Annotated in this window: 18 protein-coding genes; 7 read left to right on the top strand and 11 right to left on the bottom strand. The window is 65.1% G+C overall.

Going from position 1 to position 19560, the window contains the following annotated elements; all coding sequences use genetic code 11:
* Window positions 1-214: 214 nt before the first annotated feature.
* The 10 genes from AK81_RS08615 to gshB form a co-directional block, all read right to left on the bottom strand.
* Window positions 215-592 carry a gamma-butyrobetaine hydroxylase-like domain-containing protein gene (locus AK81_RS08615; RefSeq protein ID WP_016489550.1) on the bottom strand — a complete coding sequence of 126 codons (378 nt, stop codon included), beginning with the start codon at window positions 590-592 and terminating at the stop codon, window positions 215-217.
* 172 nt (window positions 593-764) lie between these two features.
* On the bottom strand, window positions 765-2108 hold the full coding sequence (gene hslU / locus AK81_RS08610; RefSeq protein ID WP_043198282.1) for an ATP-dependent protease ATPase subunit HslU: 1344 nt from the start codon (window positions 2106-2108) through the stop codon (window positions 765-767).
* Between the two features lie 76 nt (window positions 2109-2184).
* Window positions 2185-2715, bottom strand: coding sequence for an ATP-dependent protease subunit HslV (gene hslV / locus AK81_RS08605; RefSeq protein WP_043198280.1), 531 nt, complete (start codon window positions 2713-2715; stop codon window positions 2185-2187).
* Between the two features lie 212 nt (window positions 2716-2927).
* A complete protein-coding gene (locus AK81_RS08600) occupies window positions 2928-4199 on the bottom strand; it encodes a dihydroorotase (protein WP_043198279.1) in 1272 nt (423 codons plus the stop codon).
* The gene (locus AK81_RS08595; protein ID WP_008099987.1) at window positions 4196-5200 is read right to left on the bottom strand and encodes an aspartate carbamoyltransferase catalytic subunit; all 1005 of its coding nucleotides are present in this window, start codon (window positions 5198-5200) and stop codon (window positions 4196-4198) included. The genes AK81_RS08600 and AK81_RS08595 overlap by 4 nt, the downstream gene beginning before the upstream one ends.
* A gap of 12 nt (window positions 5201-5212) precedes the next feature.
* Window positions 5213-5731, bottom strand: a complete 519-nt coding sequence (gene pyrR, locus AK81_RS08590) for a bifunctional pyr operon transcriptional regulator/uracil phosphoribosyltransferase PyrR (RefSeq protein ID WP_016489547.1) — start codon at window positions 5729-5731, stop codon at window positions 5213-5215.
* Window positions 5732-5780: 49 nt separating this feature from the next.
* Window positions 5781-6206: a Holliday junction resolvase RuvX gene (ruvX, locus tag AK81_RS08585; protein WP_016489546.1), complete on the bottom strand. Its 426-nt coding sequence runs from the start codon at window positions 6204-6206 to the stop codon at window positions 5781-5783.
* Window positions 6206-6775 (bottom strand): YqgE/AlgH family protein, encoded by a 570-nt coding sequence (locus AK81_RS08580; RefSeq protein ID WP_043198278.1) that lies wholly within the window; start codon window positions 6773-6775, stop codon window positions 6206-6208. Before AK81_RS08580 ends, ruvX begins: the two co-directional genes overlap by 1 nt.
* Window positions 6776-6945: 170 nt before the next feature.
* Window positions 6946-7851 carry an energy transducer TonB gene (locus tag AK81_RS08575; RefSeq protein WP_043198277.1) on the bottom strand — a complete coding sequence of 302 codons (906 nt, stop codon included), beginning with the start codon at window positions 7849-7851 and terminating at the stop codon, window positions 6946-6948.
* 91 nt (window positions 7852-7942) lie between these two features.
* On the bottom strand, window positions 7943-8896 hold the full coding sequence (gene gshB, locus AK81_RS08570; protein WP_043198276.1) for a glutathione synthase: 954 nt from the start codon (window positions 8894-8896) through the stop codon (window positions 7943-7945).
* Window positions 8897-9048: 152 nt separating this feature from the next.
* Here gshB and AK81_RS08565 point away from each other — a divergent pair, with 152 nt between their 5' ends.
* From AK81_RS08565 to trhA, 7 genes are all read left to right on the top strand, one after another.
* Window positions 9049-9450, top strand: a complete 402-nt coding sequence (locus tag AK81_RS08565; RefSeq protein ID WP_043198274.1) for a response regulator — start codon at window positions 9049-9051, stop codon at window positions 9448-9450.
* 47 nt (window positions 9451-9497) lie between these two features.
* Complete coding sequence (pilH, locus tag AK81_RS08560; RefSeq protein WP_016489541.1) at window positions 9498-9863, top strand: twitching motility response regulator PilH; 366 nt, start codon at window positions 9498-9500, stop codon at window positions 9861-9863.
* Window positions 9860-10414, top strand: coding sequence for a chemotaxis protein CheW (locus AK81_RS08555; protein WP_043198273.1), 555 nt, complete (start codon window positions 9860-9862; stop codon window positions 10412-10414). Before pilH ends, AK81_RS08555 begins: the two co-directional genes overlap by 4 nt.
* Window positions 10415-10461: 47 nt before the next feature.
* Window positions 10462-12486, top strand: a complete 2025-nt coding sequence (locus AK81_RS08550; RefSeq protein ID WP_241496066.1) for a methyl-accepting chemotaxis protein — start codon at window positions 10462-10464, stop codon at window positions 12484-12486.
* A gap of 23 nt (window positions 12487-12509) precedes the next feature.
* Window positions 12510-17453 carry a hybrid sensor histidine kinase/response regulator gene (locus AK81_RS08545; RefSeq protein WP_043198269.1) on the top strand — a complete coding sequence of 1648 codons (4944 nt, stop codon included), beginning with the start codon at window positions 12510-12512 and terminating at the stop codon, window positions 17451-17453.
* Window positions 17446-17919 carry a chemotaxis protein CheW gene (locus tag AK81_RS08540; RefSeq protein ID WP_043198267.1) on the top strand — a complete coding sequence of 158 codons (474 nt, stop codon included), beginning with the start codon at window positions 17446-17448 and terminating at the stop codon, window positions 17917-17919. The genes AK81_RS08545 and AK81_RS08540 overlap by 8 nt, the downstream gene beginning before the upstream one ends.
* Window positions 17920-18077: 158 nt before the next feature.
* On the top strand, window positions 18078-18695 hold the full coding sequence (gene trhA / locus AK81_RS08535) for a PAQR family membrane homeostasis protein TrhA (RefSeq protein ID WP_043198266.1): 618 nt from the start codon (window positions 18078-18080) through the stop codon (window positions 18693-18695).
* On the opposite strand, the gene AK81_RS08530 is transcribed toward trhA, so the two are convergent.
* Window positions 18696-19415, bottom strand: coding sequence for a 16S rRNA (uracil(1498)-N(3))-methyltransferase (locus AK81_RS08530; RefSeq protein ID WP_043198264.1), 720 nt, complete (start codon window positions 19413-19415; stop codon window positions 18696-18698).
* Between the last annotated feature and the right edge of the window lie 145 nt (window positions 19416-19560).

Genomic DNA, 19560 nt, shown 5'->3' with positions numbered 1-19560 from the left:
TCCTGAGCCCGGTACTGCTACTCGGGTGACCAGTGATAAGGAACAGCGGTGCTGCGGGGGTTCTGACTGCCTGCAAAGTGATGCAGGGAACTTGCCACACCCATTGGTTACCCGACTTTCATGTAATGCGCAAGACAGCCCTTCACTGGGCTGTCTGTAAGTCATTCAAACAGATGAATTTAGAAAATGCGCTCTAAAACCTGCAGGCCTTGCGCTAGAGCATGAGCTTGACCACCGATTCGGCCGGGTCGCGGGACTTTCCGGCTTTGTGCAGCTCGTCGAGGTATTCGGCCCACAACTGTTCCTGGCGCAGGCACAGCTGTTCCAGGTATTCCCAGGTGAACAGGCCGCTGTCATGGCCGTCGTCGAAGGTCAGTTTCAGTGCATATTGGCCGGCAGGTTCCAGGCCGACCAGGCCGACGTTGATCTTGCCAAATTGCAGGATGGGGTTGCCGTGGCCCTGGACCTCGGCGGAGGGGGAGTGCACGCGCAGGAGTTCGGCGGGCAGGTGGTAGACCTCGCCGGGGGCGTAGGTGAGGGTGAGGGTTTTAGAGGCTTTGTGCAGGTTTATGGCGGTGGGCAGGCGGGCCATGGCTGGAATCTCTCGGGAGCTGATGAAGCACAGCTTCTGGAGATTTGGGGGAATGTGCAAGGGGGCTGCTTTGCAGCCCATCGCGACACAAGGCCGCTCCTACAGGAAATTGCGGTCCCCTGTAGGAGCGGCCTTGTGTCGCGAAAGGGCCGCACAGCGGCCCCCTGCGGTCTTACAGGATGTAGCGCGACAGGTCTTCGTTCTGCGCCAGTTCACCCAGGTGGCTGTTCACATACGCAGCGTCGATCCGGATCGGCGTTTCGTCATGGGCACTGGCCAGGTCGCCAGCGCTGAACGACACCTCTTCGAGCAAGCGCTCAAGCAGGGTGTGCAAGCGGCGGGCACCGATGTTCTCGGTCTTTTCGTTGACCTGGTAGGCAATCTCGGCCAGGCGCTTGATGCCATCGCCGATGAACTCGATGTTCAGGCCTTCGGTCTTCAGCAGGGCCTGGTACTGCTCGGTCAGCGAAGCGTGCGGCTCTTGCAGGATGCGCTCGAAGTCTTCCGGGGTCAGTGCCTTCAGCTCGACACGGATCGGCAGGCGGCCTTGCAGCTCGGGCACCAGGTCGCTCGGCTTGCTCAGGTGGAACGCACCCGAGGCAATGAACAGGATGTGGTCGGTCTTGACCATGCCCAGCTTGGTGTTGACGGTGCAGCCTTCGATCAGTGGCAGCAGGTCGCGCTGCACGCCTTCACGGGAAACGTCTGCGCCGCCAACGTTGCCACGCTTGGCAACCTTGTCGATTTCGTCGATGAACACGATGCCGTGCTGCTCGACCGCTTCCAGGGCCTTGGCCTTGAGCTCTTCCTCGTTGACCAGGCGGCCCGCTTCTTCGTCGCGAACCATCTTCAGCGCTTCTTTCACCTTCAGCTTGCGCGCCTTGCGCTTGCCTTTGCCCATGTTGGCAAACAGGCTTTGCAGCTGGTTGGTCATTTCTTCCATGCCGGGCGGCGCGGCAATTTCGACGCCTACGGCATCGGCCACTTCGATTTCGATTTCCTTGTCGTCCAGCTGGCCTTCACGCAGGCGTTTGCGGAACAGCTGGCGGGTGTTGGAATCGCTGCTGGTCTGCGCGGCTTCTTCGGTGAAGCTGCTGACCCGCGCCTGCGGCAGCAGGGCATCGAGGATACGGTCTTCAGCGGCGTCCTCGGCGCGGTGGCGCACGCGGATGATCTCCTGCTCGCGCAGCATCTTCAGCGCGGCGTCGGCCAGGTCACGGATGATCGACTCGACGTCGCGGCCCACATAGCCCACTTCGGTGAACTTGGTGGCTTCGACCTTGAGGAACGGCGCGTTGGCCAGCTTGGCCAGGCGACGGGCGATTTCGGTCTTGCCGACGCCGGTAGGGCCGATCATCAGGATGTTCTTCGGGGTCACTTCGGCACGCAGCTCGGCAGGCAGCTGCATCCGGCGCCAGCGGTTGCGCAGGGCAATGGCCACGGCGCGCTTGGCGTCGTCCTGGCCGATGATGTGGCGGTTGAGTTCGTGGACGATCTCGCGGGGGGTCATGGACATGATCAATAGGGTCCTTGGGCAGATGAGTCAGCGTGGAAAAGCCCCTTCACCGGGAAGAGGCGCCAAAGCAACTGAATCAGTCGGCCAGGTCCTGCTCCTCGATGGTCAGGTTGTGGTTGGTGAACACGCAGATGTCGCCGGCGATGTTCAGGGCAGTTTCAGCGATTTCACGGGCCGAAAGGTCGGTCTTGTTCAGCAGGGCGCGGGCTGCGGCCTGGGCGTAGGCGCCACCGGAACCCATGGCGATCAGGCCGTCTTCGGGTTCGACCACGTCACCGTTGCCGGTGATGATCAGGGAGGCATCCTTGTTGGCCACGGCCAGCATGGCTTCCAGGCGGCTCAGGGAACGGTCGGTACGCCATTCCTTGGCCAGCTCGACGGCGGCGCGGACCAGGTGGCCCTGGTGTTTTTCCAGCTGGGCTTCGAAGCGCTCGAACAGGGTGAAGGCATCGGCGGTGGCACCCGCGAAGCCGGCGATGACCTGGCCGTGGTACAGGCGGCGCACTTTCTTGGCATTGCCTTTCATCACGGTGTTGCCGAGGGATACCTGGCCGTCGCCGCCCATGACGACTTTGCCGTTACGGCGGACAGAAACGATGGTGGTCAAGGGGAGAGTCTCCACGCAGCGGGGCGAAAGTGCCTGATGCAGACTCATATGGGGGTGGGGGGAAAGATTTCAACCGTCGGGGATGAATGGTCGCGCTTGGCAGGGGGAACCGCGCGAGGGCATTCGCGGGCATGCCCGCTCCCACAGGGTTACCACATGCCTTGGAATGGTGGTGATCCTGTGGGAGCGGGCGTGCCCGCGAAGCATGTTACTCAGGCCTCGTGGCAGACGTGCCCATCGACCAAGGTATAACGCACCGCACCCGGCAGGCAGTGGCCGATGAACGGGCAGTTCTCGCCACGCGAGAACCACTGCTCGCCGGCAACGGTGGAGGCTTGCGGGTCGAACAGCATCAGGTCGGCCGCGCCACCCACTTTCAGCTCACCGGCCGGCAGGCGCAGGGCTGCAGCCGGGCCGCTGCTCAGGCGGGCGAGCAAGGTAGGCAGGTCGAGCAGGCCGTCCTGCACCAGGGTCATGGCCAGTGGCAGCAGCAACTCGACGCTGCTGATGCCCGGCTCGGTGGCGCCGAACGGGGCCAGCTTGGCGTCGCGCTCATGGGGCTGGTGATGGCTGGAAATCGCCTGGATCACGCCCGATTTGACCGCGGCGCGCAGGCCATCCCGGTCCTTGGCGGTGCGCAGCGGTGGCTGCACGTGGTACAGGCTGGAAAACTCGCGCAGCGACTCATCGGTGAGTATCAGCTGGTACAGCGCCACATCGGCGGTCACCGGCAGGCCGAGTTCCTGTGCCTGGGCAATCAACTGTGCGCCACGGGCGCTGGTGATCTGGCTGAAGTGCGCACGCACGCCGCTTTGTTCCACCAGCAGCAGGTTGCGCGCCAGGGCCACGGTTTCGGCACTTTCCGGGATACCCGGCAGGCCGAGGAAGCTGGCCATGGCGCCTTCGTGGGCCAGGCCACCCTCGGCCAGGTCGCGGTCCTGGGAGTGGAACACCACGGTCAGGTCGAAGGTGGCGGCGTACTCCAGGGCGCGGGCCAGGGTACGGTTGTTGGGGATTTGTTTCAGGCCGTTGCCGAAGGCCACGCAACCGGTGTCGCGCAGGGCCACCAGCTCGGCCAGTTGCTCGCCTTCAAGGCCTTTGGTCAGGGCGCCGATTGGGTACACCTTGCTGTTGGCGGCCTCGCGGGCGCGGTCCAGGATCAGCTCGGCCACCGCCGAGGTGTCCAGCACCGGCTTGGTCTGCGGCGGGCAGCACAGGCTGGTGACACCGCCGGCCACGGCAGCGCGGGTTTCGCTGGCAATGTTGCCTTTGCGGCTGTAACCCGGCTCGCGCAGGGACACGCCCAGGTCGACCAGGCCAGGTGCGGCGACCAGGCCATCGGCCTGGATCGTGCGGCTGGCGCTGAAACCGGCCGGCGCGGCGCCGATGGCGGCAATGCGGCCACCGTCCAGGTGCAGGTCGGTGACCTGGTCCAGGCCAGTCTTGGGATCGATGACCCGGGCGCCAAGAATACTGATGGTCACTGGGCGTTCTCCTGGTCGAATTGACGTTGCGCGTTTTGCCCGCTCATGGCCATGGACAGCACGGCCATGCGCACGGCGATGCCGTAGGTGACCTGATTGAGGATCACCGAGTGCTTGCCGTCGGCCACCGCCGACTCGATTTCCACGCCACGGTTGATCGGGCCCGGGTGCATGACGATGGCGTCGGGCTTGGCCCCGGCCAGGCGCGCGGTGGTCAGCCCGAACAGGCGGTAGAACTCGCCTTCGCTGGGCAGCAGGCCGCCGGCCATGCGCTCACGCTGCAGGCGCAGCATGATCACCACGTCGACATCCTTCAGGCCTTCGGCCAAGTCGGTGTAGACCTTCACGCCGTACTGCTCGATGCCGATAGGGATCAGGGTTTTCGGGCCGATCACGCGGATGTCCGGGCAGCCCAGCGCCTTGAGCGCCAGCATGTCGGAGCGGGCCACGCGCGAGTGCAGGATGTCGCCGACGATGGCTACCGAGAGGTTCTCGAAGCTGCCCTTGTGGCGGCGAATGGTGAGCATGTCGAGCATGCCCTGGGTCGGGTGCGCGTGGCGGCCGTCACCGCCGTTGATCACGGCGACATCCGGGCATACGTGCTCGGCGATGAAGTGCGCGGCGCCGGAGTCGGAGTGGCGCACGACGAACATGTCGGCAGCCATGGCTTCGAGGTTGCGCAGGGTGTCGAACAGCGTCTCGCCCTTGCTGGTCGAGGAGGTCGACACGTTCAGGCTGATCACGTCGGCCGACAGGCGCTGGGCCGCCAGTTCGAAGGTGGTGCGGGTACGGGTCGAGTTCTCGAAGAACACGTTGCACACGGTCTTGCCGCGCAGCAACGGGACTTTCTTCACGGCCCGGGCACCGACTTCCAGGAAGGAGTCGGCGGTGTCGAGGATCTCGGTGAGCAGTTCGCGGGGCAAACCGTCGAGCGAGAGGAAGTGGCGCAGCTGGCCCTGATCATTGAGCTGCAGCGGGCGCTTGGCGTCGATTGGCGTCATCGCGGGGGACTCTTAAAGGGCGGAAGCGGAGGCGAGGTCCTGGCGCTCGAGGGCGAGCGGTGCGGGTCCGGTCAATTTTACCCGTTCATGGGCGGCCAGCGACAGGGTGGCACCGAGCACATTCGGACGGATCGGCAATTCGCCGGCATCCAGGTCCAGCAGGCAGACCAGGGTGACGCTGGCCGGGCGGCCGTAATCGAACAGTTCGTTGAGCGCCGCACGGATGGTGCGACCGCTCATCAGCACGTCATCCACCAGCACCAGGTGCTGGCCTTCGACCTCGAACGGCAGCTCGGACGGGCGCACTTGTGGGTGCAGGCCGTTCTGGCTGAAGTCGTCGCGGTAGAACGAGACGTCGAGGGTGCCCATTGGGCTGCTGTCGCCCATGGCTTCCTGCAGGGCCTGGGCAACCCAGACACCGCCGGTGCGGATACCGATGTAACGGGGCTCGGTAATTGCCCGGCGCGCCAGGTGGGCACGAAGGTCGACAGCCATCTGCCGAATCAGGTCGGCGGGATTGGGTAGGCTCATTGCGGGCTCCTCGGAAGGGTGCGCCGGGCGGGCCCGGCGGCAAAGATGATCAGGTATTGGCCTCCAGCCAGCCTTGCAGCAACAGGGCGGCGGCGATGGCATCGACCGGGTTGTCGCGGTAGCTGCCGCGCTGGCCGCCACGGGCCATGCGCTCGCCCTTGGCCTCGAAGGTGGTCAGGCGTTCGTCATGGGTGTGCACGGGCAGGTTGAAACGGCCGTTCAGGCGGCGGGCGAACTTTTCAGCGCGGGCGCTCATTTCGCTGGGTGTGCCGTCCATGTTCAATGGCAGGCCGACGACAATGGCATCGGGTTTCCACTCATTGATGAGTTTTTCCACCTGAGCCCAGTCCGGCACGCCGTTCTGCGCTTTCAGGGTGCACAACTCGCGGGCTTGGCCGGTGATTACCTGGCCGACAGCCACGCCGATCTGTTTGCTGCCGTAGTCGAAACCCAGCAATAGGCGTAGTTCAGCCATCAGGCGTGGCCCGCCTGGCTGGTCAGCAGGTGCAGGTTGATCCCAAGGCTGGCGGCCGCTGCTTCCAGGCGCAGGTCGCTGGCGCGGTCAAAGATGATTTGTGGGTCGAACGGGCAGTTGAGCCAGGCGTTGTCGGCCAGTTCCGCTTCCAGTTGCCCCGCTTCCCAGCCGGCATACCCCAACGTGATCAGGCTCTGTTTCGGGCCTACCCCGGCGGCAATGGCGAGCAGCACATCCTGCGATGTGGTCAGCGACAGCCCTTCCAGGGCCACGGTGGCCTGGAAGCTGCATTCGCTGCTGTGCAGTACGAAGCCACGGTCGGTTTGTACCGGGCCACCCTGGTAGATCGGCACCTGCAAGGTGCTGGCCGGCGGCGTTTCGTCCGGGCGCAGTTGCTCGAGGATGTCGGCCAGGCTCAGTTCCTGCGGCCGGTTGACCACCAGGCCCATGGCGCCATGCTCATTGTGCTCGACGATGTACGTGAGGGTCTGGGCGAAGTTCGGATCGGCCATGTGCGGCATGGCGATCAGGAACTGGTGCTTGAGGTAGCTCGGGGCGAGGGTTTTCATGGGGGATAGTGTGGCGCCAGGTGGCGAGGCTGACAAGGTGCGGATTTGTGTCGCTTGTACAGGCCTATTCGCGGGCATGCCCGCTCCCACAGTTACCCCACAAGCTCCAGATTCAATGAAGATCCTGTGGGAGCGGGCGTGCCCGCGAATGGGCCAGTACAGCCAGAAAATCAGTTACTGGACAAGCGGTCCCCACGGGCAAAGCGCCAGGTACGAATGATCTCCAGCCGGTCAAACTCGGCCAGGTCCCCGGTGAACGGTGCAAACGGCGCCGCCAGCCGCACGATGCGTTGCGCTGCCTGGTCCAGTACCTGCTGCCCGGACGATTCCAGTACCAGCACTTCGTACAGCGAGCCATCACGGTTGATCGATACCATCATCCGCAGGTTGCCGTAGATCTGTTGCCGGCGTGCTTCGTCGGGGTAGTTCAGGTTGCCCACCCGCTCGACCTTCTTGCGCCACTCTTCCTTGTACCAGGCGCCCTTGTCGCGCATGGTCGAAGCGGCGTTCAGGCGGTGGATGCGCGGGCGCTTCGCGTACATCTGCTGTTCGTTGGACAGCTCTGCCTCCAGGCTGGCGATCTGGCTGGACAATTGCGAGCTGTCGAAGTCTGGCGCTGGCGCGGCCGGCTTGGGCTGTGCCTTGCTTTCCTTGGGCTTGGGTTCGACCTTCTGCGGCTTGGGCGCAGTCGTCACTACCGCCGACTTTTGTGGGGTAGGGGGTGGTACCACCTCGGGCCTGGCGGCGGGTGGCGGGGTGATCTTGTTGATCTTGCTGTCCTGGAAGGGCGCCAGCTCGGTGGTGGTGGGCACCGCTTTCTTGTCCAGCGTGCCGCTGCCCTGCTGGTTTTCCTGAGCCTGGAAATCGGCCTTCTCGGGCGCTTTCTCGCTCTTGAAGGTGGCCAGGGTGATGTCCATGGTGTGGCGGATTTCGGCAGGTTTGACCACGGTGAAGCCGACGCCAAGAATCAGCGCCAGGTGCACCAGGGCAGCCAGGAACAGGGTAAAGCCGAGCCGGTCCACCGGGCGAACACGGGGAGGCAGCAGGTCGGCAGGGATGTCAGCGGGCAGCGTCATCAGGTATCCAGCAACCGCAGGGCGGGGCAGCAGCTCAGTCGAATAGAACCGGCATCATACCCCACTCCAGGGTTTTGCTTCGCGTTGGCTGTCAGCGTGCCTTGAGCTTGCGATCAATGGCATCCATCAGTTTGCCACCGATATCGGTGTTGAAGGCGGCATCGATCTCGCGGATGCAGGTGGGGCTGGTGACGTTGATTTCGGTGAGGTAGTCGCCGATCACGTCCAGGCCCACGAACAACAGGCCCTTTTCGCGCAGGGTCGGGCCGACCTGGGCGGCGATCCAGCGGTCGCGCTCGGTCAGCGGGCGCGCCTCGCCACGCCCGCCGGCGGCCAGGTTGCCGCGGGTCTCGCCGCTGGCCGGAATACGCGCCAGGCAGTAGTCCACCGGCTCGCCGTCGATCATCAGGATGCGTTTGTCGCCGTCCTTGATCGCTGGCAGGTAGGCCTGGGCCATGATCTGCTGGGTGCCCAGTGCGGTCAGGGTTTCCAGGATCACCGACAGGTTGGGGTCGCCAGCGCGGTGGCGGAAGATCGACGTACCGCCCATGCCATCCAGCGGCTTGAGGATCACGTCAACATGCTTGGCCGCAAATTCGCGAATGATGTCCGGGCGGCGGCTGACCAGGGTGGGGGTGGTGCACTGCGGGAACAACGTGGCGAACATCTTTTCGTTGCAGTCGCGCAGGCTCTGCGGGCGGTTGACCACCAGCACGCCATCATTCTCGGCCTGCTCCAGCAGGTAGGTGCTGTAGACGAACTCCATATCGAAGGGTGGGTCCTTGCGCATCAGGATCACGTCCAGCTCGGCCAGCGGGCTGTCCTGCTCCTCGCCCAGCTCGAACCAGTGCGCCGGGTCGGCAAACACCTTCAGCGGGCGCATGCGGGCGCGGGCCTTGCTTTCGCCCTGGTACAGGTCTTGCTGTTCCATGTAGAACAGGCTCCAGCCGCGTGCCTGGGCGGCCAGCAGCATGGCCAGCGAGCTGTCCTTCTTGTAGGAGATGGACGCGATGGGGTCCATGACAATGCCGAGGCGAACGCTCATGGGGTGGTTCCTCTTGGCGGCAGGTGGCCGCGATGGCGATAGAAAAGTGGCTCAGGGTGGCGCCGCGAACGCCGCCGGTCAAGGGGCGGCGCAGATGGAATGGCCACCCGGAGTATGCTAAAAGTGCAGCTAATTTCCATTGGTAGGCGTCTATGGAACAACCCCTGAAGGTGATGGTGATCGACGATTCCCGCACGATCCGCCGCACCGCGCAGATGCTGCTCGGTGAAGCGGGCTGCGAGGTGATCACCGCCAGCGATGGCTTCGATGCCCTGGCCAAGATCGTCGACCACCGGCCCAGCATCATCTTCGTCGATGTGCTGATGCCGCGCCTGGACGGCTACCAGACCTGCGCCGTGATCAAGCACAACAGTGCTTTCAAGGACACCCCGGTCATCCTGCTGTCGTCGCGCGACGGGCTGTTCGACAAGGCCCGCGGCCGGGTGGTCGGCTCTGATCAGTTCCTGACCAAACCGTTCAGCAAGGAAGAGCTGCTCGACGCGATCCGTGCCCACGTGCCCGGGTTTACTGCGCCTCAACAACACGCACCCTGACCGCGCCCCGCCATGGCACGGCCTTACTTTCCTGATGGGGAAACAGCATGGCCCGAGTTCTGATTGTCGACGACTCGCCGACAGAGATGTACAAATTGGCCGGATGGCTTGAAAAGCACGGTCATGAGGTGCTCAAAGCCAGCAACGGTGCCGATGGCGTGGCTCTGGCGCGCCAGGCAAAGCCTGATGCAGTGCTGATGGATATCGTCATGCCTGTGCTCAACGGCTTCCAGGCGACCCGGCAATTGAGCAAGGACCCCGAGACCAGCGCCATTCCAGTATTGGTCGTTACCACCAAAGACCAGGAAACCGATCGCATCTGGGCAAAGCGCCAGGGCGCGAGGGGTTTCGTGACCAAGCCTGTGGAAGAAGACGACCTGATCGCCAAGCTCAAAGAAGTGCTAGGCGCTTGACCACCCGCCCGCAAGGCGCGTCGCTGACCGCCTTCGAGCTGTTGCTGGACATTGATCGGCGCTGCCGCCTGCTGGTCGCCGACCAACCGCCGCAGGACAACCGCCTGCAACAGTGGAGCGGTATCGGTTTTCGCATTGCCGGGCAGTGGTTTGTCGCGCCCATGGGCGAGGTGGCCGAGGTGCTGCGCGAACCGCGCAGCAGCCGCGTCCCCGGTGTGCAGCCATGGGTGTGCGGGGTAGCCAACCTGCGCGGCCGGTTGTTGCCGGTGATGGACTTGAGCAGCTTCTTCGGCCTGGGCCACGTCGCCCCGGGCAAGCAACGGCGGGTGCTGGTGCTGGACCACGAAGCCCTGTTCGTCGGCCTGCTGGTGGACGAGGTACTGGGCTTGCAGCACTTTGACCTGGACAGCCTGCAGCTGTCGCCGCCGCAGCCACTGCTGCGCGCCGCTGCACGTTTTGTGCAGGGGCATTTCCCGCGTGAACGCAATTGGGCGATCTTCAGCCCCTTCGCTCTGGCCCAGGCGCCGGGCTTTCTCGATGTGGCGTTATAGGACCTGCGAACGTGAACAAGCCTGCCACCTCCGTCACCGCCACCACCGTGAGCCCGCGTACCCGCAGCATCGCGCAGATCACTGTGCTGTTTTTGATCCTGATCCTGTCGATCATCCTGTTGTTCGCCAACTTCGCGTACCTGAACACCCAATCCAACTACGACAAGCAGTACATCGGCCATGCCGGCGAACTGCGGGTGCTGTCGCAACGCATCGCCAAGAACGCCACCGAAGCCGCTGCCGGCAAGGCACTGGCCTTCAAGCTGCTGTCGGATGCCCGCAACGATTTTGAACGGCGCTGGGGCTACCTGCGCCAGGGTGACAAGTCCACCGGCCTGCCGCCCGCGCCGCCCACGGTGCGTGACGAGATGGAATCGGTACGCCGCGACTGGGAAAACCTGCGCAAGAACACCGACACCATCCTGGCCAGCGAGCAGACCGTGCTGTCGCTGCACCAGGTGGCAGCGACGCTGGCCGAAACCGTGCCGCAGTTGCAGGTGGAATACGAGAAGGTGGTCGAGATCCTGCTGCAAAGCGGCGCCCCGGCCAACCAGGTGGCGGTAGCCCAGCGCCAGCTGCTGCTGGCCGAGCGCATCCTCGGTTCGGTCAACACCGTGCTGGCCGGTGACGACACCGCAGCCCAGGCGGCCGACGCCTTTGGCCGCGATGCCGGGCGTTTTGGCCAGGTACTGGAGGGCATGCTCAGCGGCAACTCGGCAATCCAGGTAACCCGCGTGGAAGACGCCGACGCCCGCGCGCGCCTGGCCGAAATCGCCGAACTGTTCCAGTTCGTCGCCGGCTCTGTGGATGAAATCCTCGAAACCTCGCCCGAACTGTTCCGCGTGCGCGAGGCTGCGGGCAACATCTTCAGCCTGTCGCAAACCCTGCTCGATGAAGCGTCGCACCTGGCCAACGGGTTCGAGAACCTGGCCGGTGGGCGCACCCTCGACACCGTTGGCGGCTATGCCCTGGGCCTGCTGGCGCTGGCTTCGATCATCCTCATCGGCCTGGTCATGGTGCGCACCACCAACCGCCAGCTGCGCGAAACGGCAGAAAAGAACGAACGCAACCAGCAGGCGATCATGCGCCTGCTCGACGAAATCGAAGAGCTTGCCGATGGCGACCTGACCGTGACCGTGTCGGTGACCGAAGACTTCACCGGCGCCATTGCCGACTCGATCAACTATTCCGTGGACCAGCTGCGCGACCTGGTCGCCACCATCAACCATAGCGCCGTGCAGGTGGCCGCAGCCGTGCAGGACACGCAGAACACCGCTCGCCAGCTGGCCAAGGCCTCCGAGCACCAGGCCGCGCAGATCAGCGAGGCCTCCGAGGCGGTCGGCGACATGGTCGAGTCGATCGACCGGGTATCAGCGCATGCCTACGAATCGGCCAAGGTGGCCGAACGCTCGGTGGCCATCGCCAACAAGGGTAACGAGGTGGTGCACAACACCATCAATGGCATGGACAACATTCGCGAGCAGATCCAGGACACCGCCAAGCGGATCAAGCGCCTGGGTGAGTCTTCCCAGGAAATCGGCGACATCGTCAGCCTGATCGACGACATTGCTGACCAGACCAACATCCTTGCCCTCAACGCGGCGATCCAGGCCTCGCTGGCCGGTGAGGCCGGCCGTGGTTTTGCCGTGGTCGCCGACGAGGTGCAGCGCCTGGCCGAACGCTCGTCATCGGCCACCCGCCAGATCGAGGCGCTGGTGCGCACCATCCAGGCCGACACCAACGAGGCGGTGATCTCCATGGAGCAGACCACCGCCGAAGTGGTGCGCGGCGCGCGCCTGGCCCAGGATGCCGGGGTGGCACTGGCCGAGATCGAAGGGGTATCGCAGAACCTGGCCGACCTTATCCACAGCATCTCCGACGCTGCCCAGTTGCAGACATCGTCGGCGGGGCAGATCTCCCACACCATGGCGGTCATCCAGCAGATTACTGCGCAAACCTCCGCCGGCTCCGGGGCCACCGCCGACAGCATCCGCCACCTGGCCCGCATGGCCAGCGAGATGCGCCGTTCGGTGTCCGGTTTCACCCTGCCACCACCAGCCGAGCCCAAGTGAAGCGCCGCGCCGAGGAAGTGCCCATGGCATCTGCTGCAGTAAGCCCCGAACGCCACGACACAGTGGCGCTGGCCTGGACCAAGGCTGCCATCCTCGATTGCCTTGGCCAGGCCCGCCAGGCGCTGGAGCGTTTTGCCGGCGAACCCGGCGACCTTTCGATGCTGGCCTTCGTGGTCGACAACCTGCACCAGGTGCATGGCTGCCTGCGCATGCTTGAACTGCGGGGTGCGACGCGCCTGGCCGAAGAGCTGGAGCTGTTTGCCAAGGCCCTGGCCGATGGCCAGGTGAGCCCACGGGGTGATTGCCTGGGTGCGTTGTTCCGCGGCCTGGAACAATTGCCCTCATATCTTGAGCGCTTGCGCGGTGCCCGCCACGACCTGCCCTTGGTGATGCTGCCGCTGCTCAACCAGCTGCGCGCCTGCCGTGGCATCGAGCCACTGGCCCAGGCCAGCCTGATCAGCGGTGCTGCGCAGCGCTTTGCCGGCTCCGACGACCTGGCCAACCTCGACTTGTCGCTGGGCAACTGGCGCGAACAATTGCAGGCCGGGCCGGGCCGCGATGCCCTGCGTTCGGTGGTGACGGCACTGTGCGACGACCTGATGCGCATAAAGGAGCGCCTGGACCAGTTCGTGCGCAGCGATCGCCAGCACAGCGAACAGCTCGATGCCCTGCTGGCGCCGCTGCGCCACGTGGCCGACACCTTGGCGGTACTGGGCTTCCAGCAACCACGGCGGGTGATCATCGACCAGGTGCTGGCGCTGCAAGCCCTGGCCCAGGGCGAGCGGGTGGTGGACGACGCGGTGTTGATGGATGTGGCGGGCGCCCTGTTGTATGTGGAAGCCTCCCTGAACGGCATGGTCGGCCCGCTGGAGGAAAACGGCCAGGGCGGCCTGCCGGGCTCGGACCTGGCCGAGATACGCCAGCTGGTGCTGAACGAATCGCTGAACGTGTTGCAGCAGGCCAAGGACCTGATCGGCGATTACCTTGAGTCCGACTGGCCCCGGCAGCGGCTGCAACCCTTGCCAGGGCTGTTGCAGCAGGTTCGCGGGGCGTTGGCCATGTTGATGCTGCCCGCCGTGGCCGAGCTGATCGCTGGCTGCGCAAGCTATGTGCAGCGTTGGTTGCAGCACCTGGAAGTGGAGCCGCCAGCCGCCGAGCTGGCCCACCTGGCCGAGGCCCTGAGCGCCGCTGAATGCTACCTGCAGTGGCGGGTGGCCGACCCGCTGGCGGACGGCCAGCCGTTCATCGACATGGCGCGTGCCAGCCTGGCGGCGTTGGGCGTGCACTGTGCGCAGGCCGAGGCCCGAGCGGGCCTGGATGCCAATGGCGATGGCATTGATGACGAGCTGCGCGAGGTGTTCCTCGAGGAAGCGGGCGAGTTGCTGCCGGAAATCGAGCGCCACTGGCTGCGCTGGCGTGCCGACAACCAGCAGCGCGGGGCACTGGGGGAAGTGCGCCGTGCGCTGCATACGCTCAAAGGCAGTGGCCGCATGGTGCATGCTGAGGCGGTGGCCGAACTGGCCTGGGGCGCCGAGCACCTGCTGAGCCGAGTGCTGGAGGGCCGCAGCGTGCTCAGCCCGGAAGGCGTGGTGGCCCTGCAGCAGGTGTTCGTCCATCTGCCCGATCTGCTGGCCGACTTTGCCGCTGGCCAGCTGCCGCAACTGACCGAAATCGAACAACTGGCTGGGCACCTGCATGCCCTGGCTGAAAACGACGCACCGGCGCCGGCCTATATCGATGGCCTCGATCCACAGTTGCTGGATATCTTCCGCAGTGAGGCGCAGGGCCACCTGGCCAGCCTCGATGATTTCCTGCAGGGCGCCGACGGCCACGACACGCCGGTCAGCGACGGCCTGCAACGTGCCCTGCACACGCTCAAGGGCAGTGCCGCCATGGCTGGGGTAATGCCGGTCGCCGAGCTGGCCACCGCCTTCGACCGCCTGGCCCGTGAATACAAGGGCCATCAACTGCCACTGCAAATGGCCGAGATCGAATGGCTGGAAGCCGCGCGCTCGCTGTTCCATCTGGGCCTGGCGCAACTCGACAGCACGCCGCTGGCAGCCATCCCAGGCGCTGCAGAACTGATCGAAGCGGTTGGCCAGGCAGTAGATGGCCGCCTGGCCAGCCTGCATGACGACCCGCAGCATGCCCGGCGCAGCAAGCGTGACCCGCAGTTGGTTGCCAGTTTCCTGGCCCAGGCCATGGACATTCTGCTCGATGCCGAGTCCTTGCTATCGCGCTGGCAGCAGCAGCCTGGCCAGCGTGACGCACTGGATACCTTGCTCGACCAGCTGACCACACTGGGCCACGCCGCGCACCTGGCTGACTTGTGGCAAATGGATGAAGTGTGCGAGGCCTTGCTGGACCTGTACGGCGCGGTAGAAGAGGGCAGCCTGCCTGCCGATGCACGCTTTTTCGCCCAGGCGCAGCGCGCCCATGAAGCCCTGCTGGACATGCTCGACGAAGTGGCGGCCGGGCAGGATATCGCGTCACGGCCAGAGCTTGTCGACAGCCTGCGCAACCTGCTGGACGAGGCCTTGGCACCGGATGCCACCGGCCTGGTGGGCATCGACACGGTTACACCGCTGCACCCGGACATGGACCTGACCGGTACCCTGGGGCTGTCGCATGACACGTTGCTGCCAGAGGTGGGCGAGCCACTGCCTGAAGAGCCGGAAAGCCCCGGCGAAGAGCTGCTGGAAGTGTTCCTCGAAGAAAGCTCGGACATCGTCGAGAGCGCTGCCGCATCCCTGGCGCGCTGGCAGGCCGACCCGCGCAGCAGCGTCGAGGTGGACAACCTGATGCGCGACCTGCACACCCTCAAGGGCGTGGCGCGCATGGTCGAAATTGCCCCGATCGGTGACCTGGCCCACGAACTGGAGTTTCTTTACGAGCTGCTGGCTGCCGGGCGTTTGCCGCCGAGCCCGCCACTGTTCGCCTTGCTGCAGAACTGCCATGACCGCCTGGCGCACATGCTCGATGCCGTGCGCCTGGGGCAGCCGCTGCATGCCGCCACAGCGCTGATCGACTATATCCGTAACTTCAGCAGCGCAGCCCTGACCGACAGTGCAGCCGGCCAGGGGCCGGTGGAAGCCGCCGCCAGCGATTTGCCAGCGGCAGCGCCAGAGCGCGCGCCAGGCGACATGGTCAAGGTTGATGCCGAGTTGCTCGATGACCTGGGCAACCTGGCCGGCGAACACTCGATCATTCGCGGGCGCATCGAGCAGCAGGTCAACGATGCGCAGTTCACCCTCAACGAGATGGAAACCACCCTGGAGCGCATGCGCGACCAGTTGCTGCGCCTGGACATCGAGACCCAGGGGCGGATCTCCAGCCGTCAGCCGTTCGAAAGCGATGCCTATGACGACTTCGACCCCCTGGAGATGGACCGCCACTCGCAGTTGCAGCAACTGTCGCGGGCCTTGTTCGAGTCTGCCTCGGACTTGCTCGACCTGAAGGAAACCCTGGCCCAGCGTGCCCAGGAGGCCTACAGCCTGCTGCAGCAGCAGGCGCGGGTGAACAGCCAGTTGCAGGAAGGCCTGACCGCCACCCTGATGGTGCCCTTTGAACGCCTGGTACCCCGCCTGCAGCGTGTGGTGCGGCAGGTGGCCAGCGAGCTGGGCAAGCAGGTGGAACTGGTGGTCGGCAACGCCGAAGGCGAACTGGACCGCAGTGTGCTCGAACGTATGGTGGCGCCGCTGGAGCACATGCTGCGCAACGCCGTCGACCATGGCCTGGAAAGCCGCGAAGCGCGCCTGGCTGCCGGCAAACCGGAGCAGGGCACGATCCACCTGAATTTGCTGCACGAAGGTGCCGATATCGTTATCGAAATGACCGATGACGGTGCCGGCGTGCCACTGGACGCAGTGCGGCGCAAGGCCATCAAGCGCGGCCTGCTGGACCCGCAGGCGAACCTCAGCGATCACGAGATCCTGCAGTTCATCCTGCGCCCGGGCTTTTCCACCGCCGAGAAGATCACCCAGATTTCCGGGCGCGGCCTGGGCATGGATGTGGTGCACGAGGAGGTCAAGCAACTGGGTGGCGCGATGAGCATCGAGTCGGCCCAGGGCAAGGGCGCGCGCTTCTTGATCCGCCTGCCGTTCACCGTATCGATCAACCGTGTGCTGATGGTGCACCTGGGCGAAGAGCAATACGCCATCCCGCTCAACACCATCGAGGGCATCGTCCGTGTGCCGCCGGCAGAGCTGGCGGCGTGTTATCAGTTGGATACGCCCCGCTATGTCTACGCCGGGCACGAGTACGAGCTGCGCTACCTGGGCGAGTTGCTGCAAGGCCTGCCGCGCCCCGCGCTGCTGGGGCAGAGCGTGCCGTTGCCGGTGCTGCTGGTGCATTCCAAGGAGCAGTCGTTCGCCATCCAGGCCGACAGCCTGTCGCCCAGCCGCGAGATTGTGGTGAAGAGCCTGGGGCCACAGTTTGCTGCGGTTGCCGGGTTGTCGGGGGCGACGTTGCTGGGCGATGGCCGGGTGGTGCTGATTCTCGACCTGCTTGGCCAGTTGCGCGGCCAGCAGCGGCGCCTGGCCCGCTTGCCCGGCGGCGGCACCCAGCGCCAACTGCTGGGGCCGGCGCCGCGGCGGGCGTTGCTGGTGATGGTGGTGGATGATTCGGTGACCGTGCGCAAAGTCACCAGCCGCTTGCTGGAGCGCCACGGCATGAGCGTGCTGACGGCCAAGGACGGGGTCGATGCCATGGCCCTGCTGGCAGAACACCGCCCCGACGTGTTGCTGCTCGACATCGAAATGCCACGCATGGACGGCTTCGAGGTGGCCACACGCATTCGCCGTGACGAGCGGCTGAAGGACCTGCCAATCATCATGATCACCTCGCGCACCGGGCAGAAGCATCGCGACCGTGCCATGGCCATCGGCGTCAACGAATACCTGGGCAAGCCGTATCAGGAGTCGCTGCTGTTGCAGAGCATTGCCCACTGGAGCCAGACCCATGCTTGAACTGATCTCCGGCCAGCGCAGCAGCCTGACCGGGCTGTTGCTGCCGTTGGGCGACCGTACGCTTGTGCTGCCCAACGTGGCGGTGGCCGAGCTGAGCGGCCAGCGCAATCCGCTGTGCCAGCGCGGTGAGCCTGCCTGGCACCTGGGCTGGATCGACTGGCGCCAACAGCGCCTGCCGCTGATCGGCTTCGAGGCCGCGTGCGGGGGGGAGACGCCGTGCGGTGAGCGGGCTCGGGTGGTGGTGCTCAATGCGCTGGGTGATACCGGCCTGCGCTACCTGGCGCTGTTGCTGCAGGACATCCCGCGCTCGTGCAAGCTCGATAGCCAGCTGAATTATGTGGATGTGGCGCTGGGTCGCCTGGAGCTGGCGGCGGTGCAGGTGGGCGAGCAGGTGGCACGGGTGCCGGACCTGGTTGCACTGGAAAGGCTGGTGCGTGACGCGGATCTGCAACCTGACCTTGGGTAGGATGATGCCTGTGCGGGCCTCTTCGCGGGCAAGCCCGCTCCCACAGGTACACCACTGACCTTGGGTCCTGTGCATTACCTGTGGGAGCGGGCTTGCCCGCGAAGAGGCCATCAGCATCACATCAGGAACCCAGCCCACCTAAGGAGGTCTGTGTTTGCATGTATTACGGTGAACGCTTCAACGCCTGGACCCACCTGGTCGGTGCTGTCCTGGCCTGTATCGGTGCCATCTGGCTGATCGTGGTCGCGGGCCTGCAAGGCGACCCGTGGAAGATCGTCAGTTTTTCCATCTACGGCGGCACGCTGCTGTTGCTGTACAGCATCTCCACCCTGTACCACAGCACCCGCGGGCGGGCGAAGGTGATCATGCGCAAGCTCGATCACCTGTCGATCTACCTGCTGATCGCCGGTAGCTACACACCATTCTGCCTGGTCAGCCTGCGCGGCCCCTGGGGTTGGAGCCTGTTCGGCGTGGTCTGGGGGCTGGCGGTGATCGGCATGCTGCAGGAGATCAAGCCGCGCTCCGAGGCGCGGGTCCTGTCCATCATCATCTACGCGGTAATGGGCTGGATCGTGCTGGTGGCAGTGAAGCCGTTGCTGCGCTCACTGGGCATCGCCGGCTTTGCCTGGTTGGCCGCCGGCGGGGTGTTCTACACCGTGGGCATCATCTTCTTCGCGCTAGACAGCCGTTTGCGCCACGGGCACGGCATCTGGCACCTGTTCGTGATTGCCGGCAGCCTGCTGCACTTCGTGGCGGTGTCGTTCTACGTGCGCTAGTTAGAAATCGCCCCACAGTTGCTGTGCCACCGACAGCGCCACCACTGGCGCAGTCTCGGTGCGCAGCACGCGTGGACCGAGGCGGGCGGCGTGGAAGCCAGACGCTTTGGCCTGCTCGACTTCGGCGTCGCTCAGGCCGCCTTCGGGGCCGATCAGGAAGGCCAGGGTCGCAGGTTTGTCGTGGCTGGTAAGCGGCTCGGCCACCGGGTGCAGCACCAGTTTCAGGTCAGCCTGGGTGCCCGCCAGCCATTCGGCCAGGGTCACGGGTGGGTGGATGACCGGCAAGGTAGAGCGGCCGCATTGTTCGCAGGCGCTGATCGCCACCTGGCGCCAGTGGGCCAGGCGCTTGTCGGCGCGTTCGTCTTTCAGACGCACTTCGCAGCGTTCGCTGACGATCGGGGTGATTTCATTGGCGCCAAGCTCGGTGGCTTTCTGGATCGCCCAATCCATGCGCTCGCCACGGGACAGGCCCTGGCCGAGGTGCACGTGCAGCGGTGAATCGGCCTGGCCGGCAAGGGCCTGGTCGAGGCTGACGCGGACGGTTTTCTTGCCCACTTCAAGCAACTGGCCAAGGTATTCCTGGCCGCTGCCGTCGAACAGCTGCACGGCGTCGCCGGGGGCCATGCGCAGTACGCGGCCGATGTAGTGGGCCTGGGCTTCGGGCAGGTCGTGCTCGCCAATGCTCAGGGGGGCGTCGATGAAGAAGCGGGACAGTCTCATGGGTTTGCTCGATAAAAGAGAGACACAGATCCCCTGTGGGAGCGGGCATGCCCGCGAATCAGGCGCCGCGGTGCCTGGCAAGGGCTTCGCCCTTGTTCGCGGGCACGCCCGCTCCCACAGGGAAAGTGGTGTGGCGAACAGCTGG

Origin of the sequence: Pseudomonas putida W15Oct28 (assembly GCF_000708715.2) — a bacterium.
GTDB lineage: Bacteria > Pseudomonadota > Gammaproteobacteria > Pseudomonadales > Pseudomonadaceae > Aquipseudomonas > Aquipseudomonas putida_R.
Note: the sequence above shows the minus strand (reverse complement) of the source record. Positions and strands in the feature narration are given on the sequence as shown.